This window comes from Leptolyngbya subtilissima AS-A7 (assembly GCF_039962255.1).
In the GTDB taxonomy this organism is placed as follows: Bacteria; Cyanobacteriota; Cyanobacteriia; order Phormidesmidales; family Phormidesmidaceae; genus Nodosilinea.
In genome coordinates this window covers 238,590-256,764 of the sequence record NZ_JAMPKY010000004.1, presented here as the reverse complement: position 1 = coordinate 256,764, position 18,175 = coordinate 238,590, and the positions used below count along the sequence as shown (strand labels likewise).

The following is an 18,175-nucleotide window of genomic DNA, read 5'->3' as shown; positions in this document are numbered from 1 at the left end:
ATGCCCAATGGTCGACTACGCCGTTGCTCTCAAATGCGCTCGCCTGTGCCAAGAGGTCTACCGCGACTTTAACGGTCTGCGGTTTTCGAGCTATCCCGACGTTGAACCAGTGTTTGTGGAAAGCCAGGACAATGGCTTTACCGACACCCAGGTGTCGATTTTGAATGAGATGACCAGCGATCGCCTCTACATCGTCTTTCGCGGCTCTGACAAATCCATTGACTGGATGAACAACGTTCAGTTTCGCCAGCAGGTTTACCCCTACGGCGACGGCAACACCGAAGTCAAGTTTCACCAAGGATTTATGTCGGCTTACTTTGCTGTGCGCCAGCAGCTGCTGGAAGGCATGGATAAGTTTGTGGGCCAGCATGTCATCGTTACCGGCCACAGCCTAGGAGGGGCGCTCGCTACTATCGCCGCCCTCGATATTCAGTACAACTTGGGCACCAAGCGCGACCTTAGCTTTGAGGTCTACACCTTTGGCGCTCCTCGAGTGGGCAACAGCGCCATGGTCGAGTCCTATAACGGCCGCATTCCCAACAGCTACCGCTTTGTCTACGGTTGGGATATTGTCACCCGCATTCCCCGCACCTGGCAGGGCTATGACCATGTCGAAAAAGCCATTCAGCTGGGCTCTCGCTGGACATGGCAAGTGCTCAGCCGCCGCTTTAGCGACCACTCGATCGACGGCTACATTGCGGATCTAGAGGCCGAAGCCAAAGCCGCTTGAGCTAAAAATTTGATGCTAAGGCTATGCCGTGAGACGTTTTCTACCGCTCTTTTTCAGCATCGCTGTAGCTCTGATGATTGGTTTCGTCTCGGGTCTGGCCGTGGCTCATAGCTCAGAGACGGTGGAGATTAACCGAGTTGTTGCTATGGGCTGGGGCGATGGCAAGTATGGCGATGCCTTCTACGGTGCCCTGGTATATCTGGAACCCCAAAGCAGCGGTTATGCGGTCAGGGCTAAGGTCTACATCGGACGCGACAACATCGGGCGGGGCACCAGCTACATCCACGATTGCGGTCAGCTTGGCACCGTCAAAACCCATGCCGAGGCAGTAGCGCAGTGGGGGGCGATCGCCTGGTCCGAGGCCGGGCTACGTATCGGCACCAGCGCAAACGGCTATTTCTTGGCACGCAATCGGCTCGAAAACCACCGGTAGCAGCTTGAACACAAGGTTTTATGTTCGCAGCCTCGGCATCTTTAGAGATGCCGAGGCCGCATTGTTCTTACAAGCTGTTGGTGATGCCGGTTTCGGATAGGGGAGGGGGAGCGGTGACGCTGGTGAAACCCATTTGGGTGGCAGCTTCCCGCAGCAGCGAAATCTGTGACTGGAACTCCATGCCCTTGATGTCGGAGAGAATTTTGCTGACATCGCCTTCGGCTTCGTAGTCGCTGGGCATATCGACAATTTGCTTGCCCATGGCTTCGGCCCATCCATACCAAACCAGCAGCTGGTTGTTGGCGCTCAAAGCACCGTAGCGCTCAGATATATCGCTGTGCTCGCCCCGCGCAACGCTGCGCATGGCCTCAAGCTGATCTTCTTCCGATAGGTCATACAGCGCTTTAATCAGCGGCTCAGCCAGTTCAGGATCGGCGGCTTCGGGCGCTGCTGGAGTGATAGAGCCCCCCATGGCCTCATATATGTAGTAGAGCAATGCCAGCTTATCGTCTACAGACAGCGCGTCGTAGCGTTGAAACAGGTCGTTAGTAGAGTCTTCAGTAATTTGAGTTGTTTGATTGTTAGAAGCCATATAGTCATCCACATCTAATATCTTCGCTTTACACTAAGCCCACCGTCTTTGCCTCAACATCGACTGCGAGGGAGACATAGTCAGAGTCAGTGGGTAGAGAAGGGGAGGTAGGGGAGATGAATCGCCTACTACACAGCTGCATCTTTCCTTTCCTCTTTCTCGCTGCCGCTACCCGTAATCTCCTAAACTCAGTTCTAGCCAGGAACACCGGCATTAGCCGTGTGCTTAGCGGCAACGCTGCGGTAGATGCAGAACAGCGCCACCATTTGCACCAAGTGATAGACCACCAAAGGGCTGACCCCAGGCCAGGGAATTAGCAGCCCTATGGCCCCCAGCCCCGAGAAGGCGATCGCAGCCAGCAGCCAGACTGGGGCACTAGGATCCCGATAGCGCTGGAGCCATTGCACCAACAGCACAATGAGCAACGCGCTGAGGTAATCGGCCACCCGCAAAGCAAAGCTCCATAGAGTGAACCCTGCGGCGATCGCCAAGGCGAGTTTTGCCGTCGTCAGAGCTAACAGGGCCAAGCGACTGCCCCGGCTCAGAGTCTCCGCCGCCGCCACAACAGTAAAAAAACTGGCGATCGCTACTGCTATACCCATGCCCTGCCAGAGCCAAATCCGCTGGAGCAGAGACATCTGGTGGGCAAACCCGTGGTAAATGCCCCCCATCAAGGCCGCGCCGCTAACACTGGTAAAGGCGGCCGCCCATAGCCGTTGCACGCCCCCCTGTCCCAGCAGCAGCCCGGCTAAAATCAGGCATTCCAGGGCGATCGCGTAGTCGGTCAGAGTGGTAATCGGTTCTGCCATGCTGGGAAAAAGCGAATGAAGCTGGGCTATCGCAGCCCGCGATTAAAGTCTAATACCGAACTCGAACTCAACACTTCGGCGTTGCTAATCGAGGAATGAACTGGCAAAACCTTTAGACTCCGATGGCTCTCAAAATCCTCCAATTCTGGGGGATTTTGAGACTCTGTACTCCCCCATTTTTGGGGGCTAGGGGGCAATCCTATCCCCACGGGCACCTAGGTAGGGCAAATGGCATTTGTTTTGATGAAGCGATGGTTGGCAAACGGATTTCTCAGGGCAAGCACCCTCGCCCCAGATCAAACCAGACAGATTTGAAAAATTCTGCTTGACTTAGAGTGCGCTCTAACCTCTAACGTGCACATATGGAAGAACTCACCATTCAGCAGGTCGCCGTTGCCACTGGGCTTAGCGTTTACACCTTGCGCTATTACGAGCGCTGCAACCTGATTGCGCCCATTGGTCGCTCCACTAGCGGCCATCGGCGTTACTCAGCCAACGACCTCCGCTGGATCGAGTTTTTGAATAAGCTGCGCCTGACGGGAATGCCCATTCGTCAGATGCAGGAGTACGCAGAGCTGGTGAGGTCTCAGCCCGACACTGGGTTCCACAGCCGACGGCAAATCCTGGAATCTCACCGTGAAGCAGTGCTGGCCCAAATTCAGCAGCTGCAAGACAACCTGGCCGTCATCGACTGGAAGATTCAGCACTATTCAGAACTAGAGGCAAACATCCATGACTCACTCAACCCATCTGAACAGACCCGCTCTGCCTGACGCATAATCTTTGCGGTCAAGCCCTTACCAGCAGTGGATAGGGCGGCAGGAGCGCAGATCTTCGCCAGTTTGCTAATCACACAAAAGGTCTAAGCCTTCAAGTTTCACCGCTCGCAGCCGGTCCACTGGATCTGTGCTGCGGAAGTTTGAGCATCCCACTTCCCAATTTTGGGAGTTAGGGAAGAACGATTTTGAAACAGAACACGTCAACTAGGATTTAAGCCATGAAAACCCGTAAATTAGGTCAACTAGAAGTTTCTGCCATTGGGCTCGGCTGCATGGGCATGTCAGAGTTCTACGGCGATCGCGATGAGGCGGAGGCGATCGCCACCCTGCACCGTGCCCTCGAGCTAGGCGTCAACCTGCTCGATACCGCCGACATGTATGGGCCTTTTACCAACGAAGAGCTAGTGGGCCGCGCTATCAAAGATCGCCGCGATCAGGTGGTACTGGCCACCAAGTTTGGCAATGTGCGCACTGCCGAGGGCGGCTGGGGCGGCGTCAGCGGCAAGCCCGACTACGTCAAGCAGTGCTGCGATGACTCACTCAGACGGCTCGGGGTCGACGTAATTGACCTCTACTACCAGCACCGGGTAGACCCTACGGTGCCCATTGAAGACACCATCGGGGCAATGGTCGAGCTAGTGCAGGCGGGTAAAGTGCGCTACTTGGGCATGTCAGAGGCGGCCCCGGACACCATTCGCCGCGCCTACGCTGTTCACCCTATCAGCGCGCTGCAAACCGAATACTCCCTCTGGAGCCGGGAGCCGGAGGACGACATTTTGCCAACAGTGCGTGAGCTGGGCATCGGCTTTGTGCCCTACAGCCCCTTAGGGCGCGGTTTTTTGACCGGTGCCTTTCAAACCCCCGACGATTTTGCCCCCGACGACTATCGCCGCCATGCCCCCCGCTTTCAGGGTGAAAACTTTGTCAAGAACCTGGCTTTGGTTGATCAGGTGAAGGCGATCGCCGCCGAAAAAGGCGTCACCCCCGCTCAGCTAGCCCTGGCCTGGCTGCTGGCCCAAGGCGACGACATGGTGCCCATCCCCGGCACCAAGCGCCGCAAGTACCTCGAAGAAAACGTGGCGGCAGTGGAACTTGAGCTGTCCCAGACCGAACTCGATCGCATTAACGCTGTGGCTCCTCAAGGTGCCGCCGTAGGCGATCGCTACGCCGACATGAGCACTGTCAACCGCTAAGCGGTGCTGCCAAAACTCACCTTAACTTCTCCTGTTTAAGGGGCAGGGGCATCTGTTGATTCCCCCTGCCATCGCAAAATTTTTTAAACCACTGCCTGGTTAAACTGCCCACAAAATCTAAAAGGGTGCCCGATGGCTCGAGCACCCCTTTTCAAAAACGTTAGTGAACCGTGGTCCTAAAACCTGCCGGTTGGGCTCAGCCGCTGGAACTGAAAACTAATGACGGTTTGGGCATAATCCTCATCAGTAATGGTGCAAGACTGAATTGCCCCATCTTCATCGGTAACGATACTGACGGCTTGGGGAGACACAATGCGGTGAGCATAAACAGCCTCACGGGTGCCCAAAAAGCGGTTGACCGTGACCATCAGGTCGTTGCTGTGGTCGGGCTGGTCGTAGGTGATCGAAAACAGCGGCTTCTGATACAGCACGTTAAAGTCGCCCAGTTCTTGATCTAATTGCTTCAACGTAATCAACCGGCCCCGGTGCTCATCGGTGAGCTGGGCAAAAAATTCTTGCCAAATGCCGTGGGGGATATCGAGTTGATATCGCTTACAGGACAGTTCCAGATCCATCGTCTACCTCCTAACGATGGTGTTCAGAGTAGGTTTTTCGTGTGTCATTGCTGTGCCAAGACTATGACAAAAGGGCTAAATCTGCCTGGGCAACACCGACGAGACGGGACTGAGACGCCACTGACACAAAATTGCCACAACCGCTAACTACCGTTACTTGAAATGCACCGATTCCCTCTAGGAAAAGGACAAAGCTATGGAAACTATGGTTCGCGATCGCCAAATCTCACCCGTTGGCCTTCGATCCAATGCAACGCTACCTCAAGGCCGGTCTCTGGCCACCGTTCCCAGGGCGCTACCTCCCTGCGACAACGAAACCGTTGCCATGGGTCAGTGTGAGCTCGGCAAGATTCGCTTAGAGATGGGGCGCTTTGAGGACGCCCTTGAGCTGTTTGAGCATGCCTTAGCCCTACAACCCCACGATGTCGAAAGCTGGCAAAACCGAGCCGAGGCACTTACCTGCCTCAACCGCTACGAAGATGCCTTGGCCAGCTTAGAGCAGGCTCAAACCCTAGCCGGGTTTGCCACTACTCGACTGTTGGTACAAAAAGCCGTAGTGCTGATCTGGCTCAACCGTCTAGAGGACGCACTCACCTGCTGCAATCGCGCCCTTTGGCTCAACCCCAAGCACAGCCAAGCATGGCTCTTTCGCGGCGTTGCCCTACAGCGCTTGGGGCGCTCTAAGGAGGCCCACCGCAGCTACCGCCGGGTCGCTCAGCCAGCCCTAGCGTCTGGGTCTCACTCCAACCTCCAGCGGCTTTGCCAAGACATCGTTCACAGTCACCAAGCTAGCTAGCTTGACAGACAGCCACCGAGTTCTCTGAAAATTGCTTGTCGTTGCCTCCCCTTCTCCCCCTTGGGAGGAACCAACCCTCTAAAGTCCTTAACCATGAGCTTCATAGGCTGCACTTGGTAAAGATGGGGAGACTTTGCTAGGTGCAGTACATTTACAGATTGGCCAGCTTAAAAAAATCCCTCTCCTTTTTCAAGGAGAGGGATTTGAGGCATTAGACTGTAGCTCAAGACATCGCTGGTACCAACGGAGTCTAGTTGCCGGGAGTAATTTTCTCCAGAACGTTTTCAATCTGATCCTGCACGGTGGTGGCAGATTGAGAATCTGAGGGGGAATTCATGGTGTGCAGGTCAGCATCGCCTTGCACTTCATTAGGGCCTTGCTGGGCTTTACGCCGAACTTCTTGCTGGTTTCGAGGCTCAGCATCAAGGGCACGCTCTGACGTTTCCTGGAGATTATTCATTTGGGTGGTGCCATCAGAGGGGCTACTGCCGGAATTGCCGAAAGCCATTGCCGGATTAGCTATCCCTAATAGCAAAAACAGCGAGGCTACTACCACCATAGAAATCCGAGCCAGGTTGCGATTTAGGCGACGTAGAACGTGTTCCATGTAATTATCCTTTCAACTTAATTGTTGCAAATTATCTTCAAAACCAAAACTGCTGTGAAGGCAACCAAAGGTATTTTTTGGTTAGCCTTTCGGCAAAACCTTATGGTATAGTTCGCTGCACTTTTGGCTCTAGCATTACAACACTAGGGCAACGGCAGTAACTCAACATCGCTCCTGAGATATACGCCTAACGACATTTACCTCTGTCTTTTGCTATATTTTTTGGACAACCACGGGAAGAGGTTGTTTGTAAGCTCTCAGCTCCTGTATACTCTTTCCTCGCGTTTAAGATTATGTTAATAACCTTCTGCTTTAGACATTAAGGGAGCATTTAAATTATTTTTTTAACTCCCCGAATAGGGTAGTTAGCCAAGCTGTTACTTACTACCTAATTGTGAATATTCTTCTTAAAATTTATCCCTTTTAGTAAAAACCAAATCTCTAAATTTGAAAGACTCGTTTAAAGATAAGGTGATAGAGAGAAAGTTTTTAACCTAAGCAACTTCTTTTCTTAAGGAAAGCATAGGAAAAACCCGGCAGCAAAGGTAATAACAAAGGTTTTTTAACCTCCTATGAGTTACATAGTCAAAGGCAAGCTTTTATACAAAGATAATGGCTGTAGTTGACAGCGCATTTGAGTTGAGTGTTTACAGCGAGTATTTTTAACGCTTTGTTTACCCAACTGACTTTAATAGAAGCCAATATTGAATTGCTTGAGTTGGTCAACGTAATTAAAAGTAAAAAAGGTTTCTACCCTAAGATAGATCACCCTTTCTATAAAAAGGATGACTATCAGTCATAGCTGTAGTTTCGCAGCTATAGCTAACGATACAGGCCTAGTGGTTCAGTTCTTTGGTCAAGGAAGTTGTGGTTGAACCAGACTTGGGTCAGTAAAACCATTCAGGCACTGATTCAACCAAGCGGTGATTCACTGCTACAGCGTTGCATTGCAGAGCCGCTATATTCCTTTAGGGTTGAGGGCCGCTGGCGCAAGGTGCACAGGCATTACGGGAGAATATAATGTCCCTTCAGGGAACCACCCAAGCTGTTTTTGCTGGCCCCGCCCCGCTAGCCGCGCTGCTGCGATCGCGCGATTGGTCACAGACCCCGCTGGGCGATGCCGCCACCTGGCCCCCTGCCCTCAAGACAACCTTGGGCATTGTGCTCAGCGCCGAGACGCCCATGGCTTGCCTTTGGGGATGCGGTCGCATCCTATTGCACAACTCGGCCTGCGCCCCATTGCTACCGGCTAATGCCCAAGGACAGCCCCTAAACGCCATTGACGGCTGGGGAGCGGCAGGCAGCGCCATTGAGCAGGTGTTTGCCAACGGGCGATCGCAGTCCTTCGACTTTATGCAAGGTGCTACCCTGCATCACTGGGCCTGTAGCCCTATTTGGGATGAGGCTGGCCAAATCGGCGGAGTATTTGTTACTGGTCAGCCCACCCATTGCCCCTCGACGGAGGGCGCCTTGCGCAAGAGCGAAGAGCAGCTGCGCCTAGCTCAACAGGGCGCTGAGGCCGGCCTGTGGGACTGGGACATGGTCAACAATCACGTTACCTGGTCAGAGGAGTACTATCACCTCTATGGCTTGGACCTGACGGTAAAGCCCTCCTACGACAACTGGCTGGCCAGCATCTCACCACTCGATCGCCCCCACGTTGAGATAAAAGTCCGTGAGGCCATTGAGCGGGGCAAAAACCTGAAGGTCAGTTTTCGCATTGGCCACCCTGAGGACGGCCGCCGCTGGATCATGGTCAGGGGGCAGACCTTCTACGACACAGCGGGCAACCCCATTCGCATGACCGGCATTGCCATCAACGTCACCGAGCAAAAGCGCTTTGAACAAGCCCTGATCGGCAGCGAAGCCATTGCCCGCACCCAGGCCGAAGAACTGGCCGCCCTGATGGAAACCACCCCCGCCGCCATTTGGATTGCCCACGACGTCGAGTGCCGCCAGATGACCGCCAACCGCATGGCCCATCAGCTCATGCAGACGGAGCCGGGAGCGCTACCCGCCGAGTCCTCGTGGGCCGGCGACAGTCCCATGCCATTCAAGCAGTACAAACAGGGACAAGAACTGTTGCCCCAGGATCTGCCGATGCAAAAGGCCATTCGCACTGGGCAGGAAGTCACCGATGAAATTGAGTTTGTCTACCCCGACGGCACGGTGCGCTACATCTATGGCAAAGCAGTGCCTCTCTACGCTCCCAGCGGCGAGGTGCGAGGGGCGATCGCAGGTTTTATCGAAATTACCGCGCTCAAACAGAGCGAGCACGAGCGTGAGCAACTGCTCCAGCGCGAGCGCATCGCCCGCGAAGAGGCCGAGCAGGCCAACCGACTCAAGGATCAGTTTTTGGCGGTGCTTTCCCACGAGCTGAGATCGCCCCTCAACCCCATTCTGGGCTGGGCCAAGCTGCTGCAAACCCGCAGCTTCGATGCGGCTAAAACCGCCCAGGCCCTCGCCACCATTGAGCGCAACGCCCTGTTGCAAACCCAGCTGGTTGACGATCTGCTCGATCTGGCCAAAATCTTGCGCGGCAAGCTCCACCTCAACCCGGTGCCGGTCTACTTAGCTGGCATAGTCGAAGCGGCCGTAGAAACGGTGAAGACCTCGGCAGCGGCTAAAACCATCGCCCTCAAGCTCGATCTGGAGCCAACCATTCAAGTGGCAGGCGATACCGCGCGTCTCCAGCAAATCGTCAGCAACCTGCTCTCTAACGCCATCAAATTCACCCCTAGCGACGGCCAGGTCACCGTCACTCTACAATCCGTCGATAACCAGGCCGAAATTAGCGTCAGCGACACAGGAATTGGCATTAGCCCAGAGTTTTTGCCTCACCTATTTGAGTCCTTTCGGCAAGAGGATATTTCCATTACTCGCAGGCATGGGGGGCTAGGGCTGGGGCTAGCGATCGTGCGCCAGTTAGTCGATGTTCACGGTGGCACTATTACCGCCCGCAGCCCTGGCGAGGGGCAGGGGGCCACCTTCAGCGTTCGGCTCCCTCAGCTGTCGGTAGAGGCGAACACCGGATCCGCCGCTGCCCTGCCCAAACCAGCCCTTGATTTGAGCGGCATTCGAGTATTTTCTGTAGACGATTCAGCCGACACCCGTGAGTTCTTGACGGTGCTGCTAGAGCAGTACGGGGCCAACGTGATTACCGCCGGCTCGGCCAGCGAAGCCCTTGCCGCCCTCAGAACCATGCATGCCGACGTGCTGATCAGCGACATCGGCATGCCCGAAATGGATGGCTATAAACTGATTCGCCGGGTGCGCGCTTTGCCCCCAGACCAGGGTGGAGACATTCCGGCGATCGCCCTCACCGCCTACGCCCGCGACGAAGATCAGCGGCAGTCTTTGGCCAGCGGTTATCAGCGCCACCTCAGCAAACCCCTCGATCTCGAAAAGCTGGTGCAGGCCGTGGTCGAACTTACTCAGGCTCGTTCGTAAATTCGACGTCCTTCGTAGGGGCCAACGGCGTTTGCCCTCACCCAAATTCGCGCCTCAGTTCCGATTTGGTAAACCCCGATTCATAATCAGGAATCCCGTAGGGGCGTAGCATGCTACGCCCCTACAAATCGGGAGCCTCAAACCTTGACCCTGGCCCGATCGCACCCCCAGCCCTTCCCCTACCGAGCGACGCTCAGCGCTTGCAGCAGGGCTTGGGCCACTGCTTCCGAGGAGGCTGGATTTTGCCCGGTGATTAGGAGACCGTCGTGGACCACGTGGGTCTGCCAATCCTGAGCTTTGGAGTAGTTGCCGCCGTTCTGCTTCAGCATATCTTCCACCAAAAAGGGCACCACATCGGTCAGGCCCACGGCGGCTTCCTCGCTGTTGGTAAAGCCGGTTACGCCTTTGTTTTGCACTAGGGGCGAGCCATCGGGTGCTTTGGCATGACGCAGCACCCCAGGGGCATGGCACACAGCGGCCAAGGGCTTATTCGCCCCATAGAAGGCCTCAATGAGGGCGATGGAATGGGTGTCAGCGGCGAGATCCCACAGCGGCCCGTGGCCACCGGGATAAAACACGGCGTCGTAGTCGGTGGCTGACAGCATAGACAGCACGGCGGTGTTGGCTAGGGCCTGTTGGGCTTCAGGGTCTTGGCCAAAGCGATCGGTAGCCTCGGTTTGGGCGTCAGGGGCGTCGCTTTTGGGGTCTAGCGGCGGTTGCCCACCTCGGGGTGAGGCCAGGGTAATATCGGCCCCAGCATCTTTGAACACATAGTAGGGGGCCGCAAATTCTTCTAGCCAGAAGCCGGTTTTTTTGCCGGTGTCTCCCAGCTGGTCGTGAGAGGTCAAAATCATCAAAATTTTCATGTTATTCCTTAAATAGAGTTGGGGCGGCGGTGAAGTAGAGGTGGACCTAGCCGCTACCGCCGAGCAGCTCTGCCAGGGCCTGGTCCAGTTGCTCTAGGTCGAGGGGTTTACTCAGGTGACGCTGAAACCCGGCGGCGATCGCGCGATCGCGCGTTTGCCCATCGACGTAAGCAGTCAGGGCGATCGCCGGGGTCAGCCCCCCCTCTGCCGCTGGCCGCTGGCGCAGGGCCTGAATCAGCATAATTCCATCCTTCTCGGGCATGCCGATGTCGCTAATTAGAAGATCGGGATGGTGCTGCTCGATCAGGTGCATGCCCTCCTCAGCAGATTTAGCGGTCAGCACCTCCATGCCGTAGCCTTCTAGCAAGGCCGTCAACAGGTGCAGCGAGTCGAGATCGTCGTCTATAACCAGCACCCGCCGATCGGTGAAGCTGATGACGCCGGGGGGGGCGCTCGTTGGGGAGAGTGAGGCTGTAGTGGCCAAGTGCAGTCGCACCGTAAAAGTTGACCCCTGCCCCAGTCCTGGGCTAGTCACCGACACCTCGCCGCCGTGCTGCTCTGTCAGATAGCGCACGATCGCCAGACCCAGACCGAGTCCGCCAAAGGCCCGGGTGCTGCTGCTGTCAGCCTGGCGAAACCGCTCAAACACGTGGGGCAGGAAATCGGCACTAATTCCATGGCCAGTGTCGGCCACCTCAATAATGGCATAGCTACCATCTCGGCGCAGGCCGATGGTGACGGCACCACCCTTGGGGGTGAACTTAATGGCATTGGAGATCAGGTTCCACACGATCTGCTGGAGGCGGTTGTGGTCGCCCGCTATCTTTCCTAGGTCGGGGTCAAATTTGGTGATCAGGGTGATCTCCTTGGCTCGGGCCGCGAGCTGCACGGTCTCTAGGGCGGCCTGCACCACGTCAGACAGCATCACAGACTGAATATTAAGCTGTAGCTTGCCGCGCAAAATGCGCGACACATCGAGCAGATCTTCAATCAGCTCGGCTTGAACTTTGGCGTTGCGCTCAATGGTTTCAAGGGCGCGGGTGCGGGTAGTCTCGTCGAGGGGGCGCGATCGCAGCAGCGAGACCCAGCCCAAAATTGGGTTCAGCGGCGTGCGCAGCTCGTGGGAGAGCATCGCCAAGAACTCGTCTTTGATGCGGTTGGCCGCCTCGGCTTCTTCCCGGGCGACGCGCTCTTGGGCCAAGGCGCGATCGCGCTCCACCAGCGCCATCTTCTGGTCGTGAATATCCGTCGATGAGCCAAACCACCGCAGCACCTCCCCCCGCTCATCCCGTAGGGGAAACGCCCGCACCAAGTGCCAGCGATATTGACCATCGGCGGCCCGCCGTGGCCGGGTTTCTAGGGCCAGCGGCAGCCCTTTTTGCAGCGCCTCGTCCCAGGCAGCCTGGCCGCGATCGCGATCGTCTGGGTGCAGCACCGCCAGCCAGCCCTGGGCAAAACTCTGGGCCGGGGTCAGGCCCGTGTAGTCGTACCAACGCTGGTTGCAGTACTCTAGCTGGCCATTGGGCAGCGCCGTCCAAAACATCTGCGGCATGGAGTTGGCTAGGGTGCGAAAGTGCAGTTCGCTCTTGCGCAGGGCCGCCTCCACCTGCTTTTGCTCAGTCACATCAGAGCTAATTTCTAAAACGGCGGCGGGCTCATTTGCCGGGGTAGATTGCAGCGTCCAGCGGCTGTTGGTGATAATTGAGCGGCCGTCGCGGGTGGTTTGCATCAACTCCCCTGCCCAGTAGCCCTCCTGCAAAATGGCCTCGCGAATCGCTTCCATGGGCTCTGGCAAAACGGTTTTGAGTAAATCTGTGGTCGATTGCCCAATCGCCTCCGCCGCCGACCAGCCATACCGCCGCGCGGCCCCCTGGTTCCAGTAGGTAATGGTGGCCGTATCGAGATCTTGAATAATAATGCTGTCGTTAGCCAGGTCAAGCATTTGCATTTGCTGGTAGAGCTGACGCTGACTATTTCTGCGATCGGTCACATCGCGGAAATAGATAGCCAACCCGCTTTCCAGGGGGTTAATGTGCATTTCAAACAGGCGATTGGGGTGCGCTACCCCTGGGATTTCAACGATCAGCGGCTGTCGAGTTGTCATCGCCCGCTGAAACGATTCCCCCATGGCGCTACCCTCTAAATTTGGCAGCACCTCCCAAATTGATTGCCCTAGCAGCACATCCAGAGGACGGTTGAACAGGTGCTGAGCCTGGGGGTTGATGTACACAAACCTCCACTGCAAATCAACAGCATAAAAACCGTCGGTAACGCTCTCTAAAATAGCCGTCACCCACTGGTTGGTGTGGCGCAGAGAAAACTCACTTTCTTGCAGCTGTAGAGAGCTGTGCTCTAAGCGATCGCGGGCCGATCTCAACGAGCCACACAGCAGGCTCAGAACAACCCCTTGCGTAACAAAGACTAGGGTCCGGATAATGGCTGGAGCATCTAAGCTCAGACCACCATTTGGGGTCATAAAAAAATAGTTGCTGAGTAAGGCCGCTAACCCCGTAACCAGCAACCCGCAGGCAACGCCGCCCCACATGGCAGCGACTATCACCGATCCAAAAAACAGTAAAAATGGGGTTGTAGCCATGTCGGCTACCGGATTCAGTAACCCCATCAGCAGGAGCGCCATCGTCACGCTCAAAACCGCTATGCCATAAGTTTTAGGACGCAAATAAGGCCGAACGTTCATAGCAGCCTAACGGTATGAAGCATTTAGGGCGATCGCAAGCTGTTCCTAGCCCACAGCTCCCATCTAAAAACCTCTAACCAAGCCTGCCCCAGCGTTTTTTCAGCTAGCTTTAGCTTGAGAGGGCGAGTTACTTTAGTCATATATCTCCAGGCATAAATTAAGTATTTGCACTGGCGGTGCTGGGCGATCGCTACCGACATAACCCTATTCAACAAGCTGAACTACAGCAGCAAAATCGTCTATTCAGCAAAAAACTCCTAAAGTTTTCGTCAAGAGGGCGTTTCAGAAATCGTGCTTTTCTACCAAGACAGAGCTTTGAAACAACTTCTAAGCGATATTGCAGCAGTTGATCTAATGAAGACACTTTGATCAGCAAAATTCTCTGGTAGGGGCATTGCACTGCAATGCCCCTACGGCAAATCTGTTCTGCCCCAATGGACGTTGGTGATGGTTAGGCGAGACAGCCGGTTAAACCTGTTTGAATCTCAAAAATATTGAAAGTGTGCTGAAACTGTGGCATAGTTTTTGAGGAAACACCGGTAACCCGATGGGTTTTTAGTGGTTTGTGCGGACTCGGCATGGTTGATGTTGCGATCGCAGGTCAGGTCAGGCTCAGCTCAGGCGGGCTGGGGCTTTCTCCGACGGTGCTGGCGCTCTTGGTGGGGGTGTTTTTTATCACCAGCGCCATCAGCATGGTGACCGGCAGCACCTCGCTGATTACGGTGCCCGCACTGCTGCAAGCGGGGGTAGAGCCGCAGGTGGCGATCGCCACCAACATGGCCGCCCTTACTCTAATGAGTGTCGGCGCTACCCTACCCTTTGTGGGCCAAAGCAAACTCGACAGCCTCCGCGCTCCGGGGCTAATTGGCCTCACCCTGATGGGTTCTGCTCTGGGAGCAATGCTGCTTCAGCAGTTGCCCACCAGCGCCCTGTCGCCCTTCATTGCCGCCTCTATGCTGGTGGTGGTTGGGGTTTCTTTGACGATAGGCGATCGGGGCCTTCAGCCCAGCCCAGCCCAGCGTTTTACCTTGGAGATGGCGATCGGCTACCTGGCCACGTTTTTGTTGGCTATCTACGGCGGGCTGTTTAGCGGCGGCTACGTCACCCTGCTGACCGCTACCTTTGTGAGCTGCTTCGGTCACAGCTTTATTGAGGCGATCGCCACCAGCAAATTAGTAAATATTTTTTCTTCACTGGTAGCCACTCTGGTATTTATCTACCTGGGGCTAGTGGATTTTGGTCTGGGTTTGCTGTTAGGTATTGTGATGTTTCTGGGCGCGTTTTTGGGAGGCCGAGTGGTGCTGCGCTTGCCCAATCGCTGGCTCCGCCGCATCTATGTTGTCACCGTGATCGCTCTTGCCCTGAGATTGTTGCTAAGCCCATGATCGACATCAACATCCCCGGCTTTCGCCATCTTCAGCTGTCTGATCTCGTTTTAGACTACAACGGCACTCTGGCCACAGACGGTCGCCTCATTCCCCAGGTGGGCGAAACCCTCGCGGCGATCGCTGAGGCGTTGCAGATTCACGTGATTACCGCCGACACTTTTGGGCTGGCCCAAGACGAACTGGCGGGTCTGCCCCTCAGTCTGACCATTGCCCCACCCGAAAATCAGGCCGAAACCAAGCTGGCCTACGTTAGCGATCTGGGCACCGAGCGGGTAGTGGCGATCGGCAACGGCCGCAATGACGGCCAAATGCTCAAGGCCGCCGCCCTGGGTATTGCCCTGGTGCAGTCCGAAGGGGGCGCGGTTGAAACCCTGGTTTCGGCCGACGTTGTCTCCACCAGCATTCTGGACGCCCTGGAGCTGCTGCGTCAGCCTCGGCGACTGGTGGCTACTTTGCGATCGTAGTTTTGCAGCTCCTCTACTTAACGTCAGCTCTTTAGTTAGGATGAACCCCTTGTCACTCCTTCAGTCCGATACCGAGTTAAATTCTGATACCGAGTTAGCACCTGCTGCCTACGCCGTCGCAGACAGCACCCCCGTAGCCACCGCCCCACAGTCGACAGCCCCCTGGCTGCGGCGACTGTGGGGCGGCAGCCTAGTGGTGGTTGGCTACCTGCTCTCACCCCTGTGCTGGTGGAATGATTTGGTAATTAACCTACCCCTGGCCCTGGGTTTTGGCTATCTGGCCAGCCGCCCGTTTCCCAATACCCTGGTGCCCATGACCGGGCTGGGCTACTGGCTGACTAACGTCGTCGGCTTTATGCTCATGCAGCAGGGGGCGGTCACCGCGCTGCAAAAAGATGGGCAGAGCACCAGTGCTCACTCACTGCGCAATGGCCTGATCACATCCACGCTGTATACCCTGGCGATCGTGGTGCTGTTACAGCTGCACATCCTCGATGTGCCCGATTTTCTCACGGGTGATGTACTCACTAATCTCAGGGCTGTGCTACCCGACTGGCTCATGACCTGGATTTCGGCCTAAGTTAATTTCTATTCAAATGGAACATTCTGCTCGATCTTCAGCCCCCAGCACCCTCTGGCTGGGAGTCATTTTACCGCTGCTGGCCCTGGTGATTTTGATTGGCCTAGGGCTGCTGGTGGCGGCTTACCCGGCTCTGCCCGCTTGGGATGCAGCCTTTTTGCTGCACTTGCACCGCTACGCTACTCCAGAGCTAAATCAGGGGGTGGCGATCGCCACTAAGTTAGGCACCAAATGGGGCGTGCTGCCCGCTTCCCTGGGGCTGATAGCTCTAGGCCTCTGGCATCGCAACTGGCAACCGGCCAGCTACCTGGCCTTGGTGATGGCGGGCAGCGCCGAGCTTAACCAGGTTGCCAAGGTGCTCTGGCATCGGGTGCGTCCCGCTCTCTGGGAGGGCATTCCGCCCCACACCGACTTCAGCTTTCCGAGCGGCCACGCCACCTACTCGATGACCTTTGTGCTGGCCCTCATTTTGCTCAACTGGGATAGTCCTAAGCGCCCTTGGCTGCTGGGTTTGGGTGGCTTGTTTGTGCTTTGCATTGGGGCTAGCCGGGTTTACCTGGGGGTGCATTTTCCAAGCGATATTTTGGGGGGCTGGCTGCTGGCTGCCGCCTGGGCGCTGAGCCTACATCAGGCTATGTTTCGCTGGCTACCGCTACTACCGGAGCTACTGACTAAGGCCAGTGGTCGGCCCGTTCAAAACCGCTAGGGCAAGCGCTACTCACCCGTTTACTCTCTGCGCTCGCCAAGCCAAAAATGCCTCAACGGTGGGAAAGTAGCGCACTACCTCATCTAGCCCTGTTGGCCGACCAGAGCGATAGCCATCCCAATAGTCATCGTTGGTGCTTTGAGGCAGCAGGCCCGCATCGCGATCGCGACATCCTTGCTCAAACAATCCCTCTCGTCGATTCTCCATAACCATCTTCAACAACTCATCCACTCGTCCACCCATCTACCCATCCACAACTTCCACGCCCTACCTCCGCCGTCCGCTACAACCCAGGAGCCAAAGCATAGAGCAACTGATAGCTGCCGTTTTCGAGCACAATCGAAGAACCCAGCCAGATCAGCACAAAGGGAAACGCGCGCCGCACGTAGTTGGCCATCACAAAGGCCGCCTGGGGCTGGCGAGTCAGGCTGTAAGACAAGGTCAACCACAGGCCGATCGCCGCATAGCACACCGCCAAAATAATGCTGAGGCGCGGCAGGGTGCTGCTGGCAAATAGGGGAATGTAGATAGCGATGTTGTTGCCGCCGTTGGCCAGGGTAACCGCCGACACCCGATAGGTTTGAGGGTCGCGCAGGGTGTGCCACAGCGACTGGCGGCGCACCTGGCGGTAGTGGGGATGGGTGGGGTTGGCCACTGACACATCTACGGTTTCGTCTTCGGCAATGGTTTGGCGGCTGAGCAGGGCGTTGACGCCAATGGCGATGGGCAAAAAGCCCAATAGACCAATCCAAATGTGAGGAATCATTAGCCCGGCAAAGTAACCAATTAGGCTAATGCCCACTAGCCCGGTAAAGCCTACAAACTCGCCTACCACAATGTGACGCGGCCGAAAGGTGCGGTTGGTTTTGCTAAAAAACATCGTCAAGTAGATGTTGTCATCAAAGGTGGTGGCCGTAGCGGTGGCCAACCCAAGCATAACGGTCGGTACAATCCAGTCCATATGTAACCCCTGAAGGATGAGCACCCTCAATTTACGGGGAGCGAAAAATAAGAGCAAACGCTATTTTTTGTGGAATTGATAGATTGAAGTTATAGATGCAGCGCAAAGGCTAAAACCCTTATCTGACAAAGGTTCTACCACAGTGTCTTAGCCCATTGACGGTACCCAAACGGGTCATTTTTGCAGGGCTGATTGGCAATTTCTGATTGCGATCTAGCTACTTGGTAACGCGCAGAAGCTGACCCAAAATGTTGTCTTGGCAGCTTAAGACACGATAAATTTGAGTGGTGTACGCATCCCAATCTAAGTTTTTAGAGCACACAACGATGCCTGCATGGACAGAAGATTGGTTGTGGAGCTTGACAAAGTCTCGCCGATTTTGCGTGATCACGGCCCGCTTCTGACTCACTGCAAACTGCAAAACCTGCTCATCTGGAATGCGTTAGTTGGCTTGCCCAGCCTCTTGCACCGTGAGAATGTCATAGCCTAAGACTCTCAACCGTTGAACCACCGGAAACGGGAACTGTTCGTCAGCATAAAGACGCACC

18 protein-coding genes and 1 pseudogene are annotated in these 18,175 nt (G+C 55.7%); 10 read left to right on the top strand and 9 right to left on the bottom strand.

Annotation, left to right across the window (positions count from 1 at the left end; genetic code table 11):
• Positions 1-7: 7 nt before the first annotated feature.
• Both NC979_RS10790 and NC979_RS10785 read left to right on the top strand, forming a co-directional pair.
• Positions 8-730, top strand: coding sequence for a lipase family protein (locus tag NC979_RS10790; protein ID WP_190520507.1), 723 nt, complete (start codon positions 8-10; stop codon positions 728-730).
• 28 nt (positions 731-758) lie between these two features.
• Positions 759-1,163: a hypothetical protein gene (locus NC979_RS10785; RefSeq protein ID WP_190520505.1), complete on the top strand. Its 405-nt coding sequence runs from the start codon at positions 759-761 to the stop codon at positions 1,161-1,163.
• 67 nt (positions 1,164-1,230) lie between these two features.
• On the opposite strand, the gene NC979_RS10780 is transcribed toward NC979_RS10785, so the two are convergent.
• Together NC979_RS10780 and NC979_RS10775 are read right to left on the bottom strand one after the other, a co-directional pair.
• Positions 1,231-1,755 carry an orange carotenoid protein N-terminal domain-containing protein gene (locus tag NC979_RS10780; RefSeq protein ID WP_190520504.1) on the bottom strand — a complete coding sequence of 175 codons (525 nt, stop codon included), beginning with the start codon at positions 1,753-1,755 and terminating at the stop codon, positions 1,231-1,233.
• Between the two features lie 194 nt (positions 1,756-1,949).
• Positions 1,950-2,564 carry a DUF6962 family protein gene (locus NC979_RS10775; protein ID WP_190520502.1) on the bottom strand — a complete coding sequence of 205 codons (615 nt, stop codon included), beginning with the start codon at positions 2,562-2,564 and terminating at the stop codon, positions 1,950-1,952.
• A 362-nt stretch (positions 2,565-2,926) separates the two neighbouring features.
• Between NC979_RS10775 and NC979_RS10770 the strand changes: the two genes are divergently transcribed.
• Complete coding sequence (locus NC979_RS10770; protein WP_190520500.1) at positions 2,927-3,337, top strand: MerR family transcriptional regulator; 411 nt, start codon at positions 2,927-2,929, stop codon at positions 3,335-3,337.
• Positions 3,338-3,561: 224 nt separating this feature from the next.
• The gene (locus tag NC979_RS10765; protein ID WP_190520498.1) at positions 3,562-4,536 is read left to right on the top strand and encodes an aldo/keto reductase; all 975 of its coding nucleotides are present in this window, start codon (positions 3,562-3,564) and stop codon (positions 4,534-4,536) included.
• Positions 4,537-4,712: 176 nt separating this feature from the next.
• On the opposite strand, the gene NC979_RS10760 is transcribed toward NC979_RS10765, so the two are convergent.
• Positions 4,713-5,111 (bottom strand): DUF5335 family protein, encoded by a 399-nt coding sequence (locus NC979_RS10760; RefSeq protein ID WP_190520497.1) that lies wholly within the window; start codon positions 5,109-5,111, stop codon positions 4,713-4,715.
• 196 nt (positions 5,112-5,307) lie between these two features.
• Between NC979_RS10760 and NC979_RS10755 the strand changes: the two genes are divergently transcribed.
• Positions 5,308-5,907 (top strand): tetratricopeptide repeat protein, encoded by a 600-nt coding sequence (locus tag NC979_RS10755; RefSeq protein WP_190520495.1) that lies wholly within the window; start codon positions 5,308-5,310, stop codon positions 5,905-5,907.
• A 250-nt stretch (positions 5,908-6,157) separates the two neighbouring features.
• Here the strand turns inward: NC979_RS10755 and NC979_RS10750 are convergent, their stop codons facing one another.
• Positions 6,158-6,514 carry a hypothetical protein gene (locus tag NC979_RS10750; protein ID WP_190520493.1) on the bottom strand — a complete coding sequence of 119 codons (357 nt, stop codon included), beginning with the start codon at positions 6,512-6,514 and terminating at the stop codon, positions 6,158-6,160.
• A 1,020-nt stretch (positions 6,515-7,534) separates the two neighbouring features.
• Here NC979_RS10750 and NC979_RS10745 point away from each other — a divergent pair.
• Positions 7,535-9,964 carry a PAS domain-containing hybrid sensor histidine kinase/response regulator gene (locus NC979_RS10745; RefSeq protein WP_190520491.1) on the top strand — a complete coding sequence of 810 codons (2,430 nt, stop codon included), beginning with the start codon at positions 7,535-7,537 and terminating at the stop codon, positions 9,962-9,964.
• A 179-nt stretch (positions 9,965-10,143) separates the two neighbouring features.
• Here NC979_RS10745 and NC979_RS10740 read toward each other — a convergent pair whose 3' ends face one another.
• Entirely contained in the window at positions 10,144-10,830 is a 687-nt protein-coding gene (locus tag NC979_RS10740; protein ID WP_190520489.1) for a type 1 glutamine amidotransferase domain-containing protein, read from the bottom strand.
• Between the two features lie 46 nt (positions 10,831-10,876).
• Complete coding sequence (locus NC979_RS10735; RefSeq protein ID WP_190520487.1) at positions 10,877-13,528, bottom strand: hybrid sensor histidine kinase/response regulator; 2,652 nt, start codon at positions 13,526-13,528, stop codon at positions 10,877-10,879.
• 578 nt (positions 13,529-14,106) lie between these two features.
• Here NC979_RS10735 and NC979_RS10730 point away from each other — a divergent pair.
• From NC979_RS10730 to NC979_RS10715, 4 genes are read left to right on the top strand one after another with little or no spacing between them, the layout of a single operon-like run.
• Positions 14,107-14,913: a sulfite exporter TauE/SafE family protein gene (locus NC979_RS10730; RefSeq protein ID WP_190520485.1), complete on the top strand. Its 807-nt coding sequence runs from the start codon at positions 14,107-14,109 to the stop codon at positions 14,911-14,913.
• Entirely contained in the window at positions 14,910-15,380 is a 471-nt protein-coding gene (locus NC979_RS10725; protein ID WP_190520483.1) for an HAD family hydrolase, read from the top strand. Before NC979_RS10730 ends, NC979_RS10725 begins: the two co-directional genes overlap by 4 nt.
• A gap of 49 nt (positions 15,381-15,429) precedes the next feature.
• Positions 15,430-15,960 carry a DUF7980 family protein gene (locus NC979_RS10720; protein ID WP_190520481.1) on the top strand — a complete coding sequence of 177 codons (531 nt, stop codon included), beginning with the start codon at positions 15,430-15,432 and terminating at the stop codon, positions 15,958-15,960.
• Between the two features lie 16 nt (positions 15,961-15,976).
• A complete protein-coding gene (locus NC979_RS10715; protein ID WP_190520479.1) occupies positions 15,977-16,666 on the top strand; it encodes a phosphatase PAP2 family protein in 690 nt (229 codons plus the stop codon).
• A gap of 12 nt (positions 16,667-16,678) precedes the next feature.
• Here NC979_RS10715 and NC979_RS10710 read toward each other — a convergent pair whose 3' ends face one another.
• The 3 genes and pseudogenes from NC979_RS10710 to NC979_RS10700 form a co-directional block, all read right to left on the bottom strand.
• Entirely contained in the window at positions 16,679-16,873 is a 195-nt protein-coding gene (locus tag NC979_RS10710) for a hypothetical protein (RefSeq protein WP_242024065.1), read from the bottom strand.
• 76 nt (positions 16,874-16,949) lie between these two features.
• The gene (locus NC979_RS10705) at positions 16,950-17,627 is read right to left on the bottom strand and encodes a cadmium resistance transporter (RefSeq protein ID WP_190520477.1); all 678 of its coding nucleotides are present in this window, start codon (positions 17,625-17,627) and stop codon (positions 16,950-16,952) included.
• Between the two features lie 217 nt (positions 17,628-17,844).
• Positions 17,845-18,174 (bottom strand): annotated as a pseudogene (locus NC979_RS10700) (DUF5615 family PIN-like protein).
• Between the last annotated feature and the right edge of the window lies 1 nt (position 18,175).

Bases quoted from the DNA above. Each gene is read 5' to 3' on its own strand.
- NC979_RS10765 (WP_190520498.1), top strand. From the start codon at position 3,562: ATGAAAACCCGTAAATTAGGTCAACTAGAAGTTTCTGCCATTGGGCTC.
- NC979_RS10715 (WP_190520479.1), top strand. From the start codon at position 15,977: ATGGAACATTCTGCTCGATCTTCAGCCCCCAGCACCCTCTGGCTGGGA.
- NC979_RS10750 (WP_190520493.1), bottom strand. From the start codon at position 6,514: ATGGAACACGTTCTACGTCGCCTAAATCGCAACCTGGCTCGGATTTCT.
- NC979_RS10755 (WP_190520495.1), top strand. From the start codon at position 5,308: ATGGAAACTATGGTTCGCGATCGCCAAATCTCACCCGTTGGCCTTCGA.
- NC979_RS10730 (WP_190520485.1), top strand. From the start codon at position 14,107: ATGGTTGATGTTGCGATCGCAGGTCAGGTCAGGCTCAGCTCAGGCGGG.
- NC979_RS10705 (WP_190520477.1), bottom strand. From the start codon at position 17,627: ATGGACTGGATTGTACCGACCGTTATGCTTGGGTTGGCCACCGCTACG.
- NC979_RS10745 (WP_190520491.1), top strand. From the start codon at position 7,535: ATGTCCCTTCAGGGAACCACCCAAGCTGTTTTTGCTGGCCCCGCCCCG.
- NC979_RS10770 (WP_190520500.1), top strand. From the start codon at position 2,927: ATGGAAGAACTCACCATTCAGCAGGTCGCCGTTGCCACTGGGCTTAGC.
- NC979_RS10790 (WP_190520507.1), top strand. From the start codon at position 8: ATGGTCGACTACGCCGTTGCTCTCAAATGCGCTCGCCTGTGCCAAGAG.
- NC979_RS10775 (WP_190520502.1), bottom strand. From the start codon at position 2,564: ATGGCAGAACCGATTACCACTCTGACCGACTACGCGATCGCCCTGGAA.
- NC979_RS10710 (WP_242024065.1), bottom strand. From the start codon at position 16,873: ATGGAGAATCGACGAGAGGGATTGTTTGAGCAAGGATGTCGCGATCGC.
- NC979_RS10735 (WP_190520487.1), bottom strand. From the start codon at position 13,528: ATGAACGTTCGGCCTTATTTGCGTCCTAAAACTTATGGCATAGCGGTT.
- NC979_RS10740 (WP_190520489.1), bottom strand. From the start codon at position 10,830: ATGAAAATTTTGATGATTTTGACCTCTCACGACCAGCTGGGAGACACC.
- NC979_RS10725 (WP_190520483.1), top strand. From the start codon at position 14,910: ATGATCGACATCAACATCCCCGGCTTTCGCCATCTTCAGCTGTCTGAT.
- NC979_RS10760 (WP_190520497.1), bottom strand. From the start codon at position 5,111: ATGGATCTGGAACTGTCCTGTAAGCGATATCAACTCGATATCCCCCAC.
- NC979_RS10780 (WP_190520504.1), bottom strand. From the start codon at position 1,755: ATGGCTTCTAACAATCAAACAACTCAAATTACTGAAGACTCTACTAAC.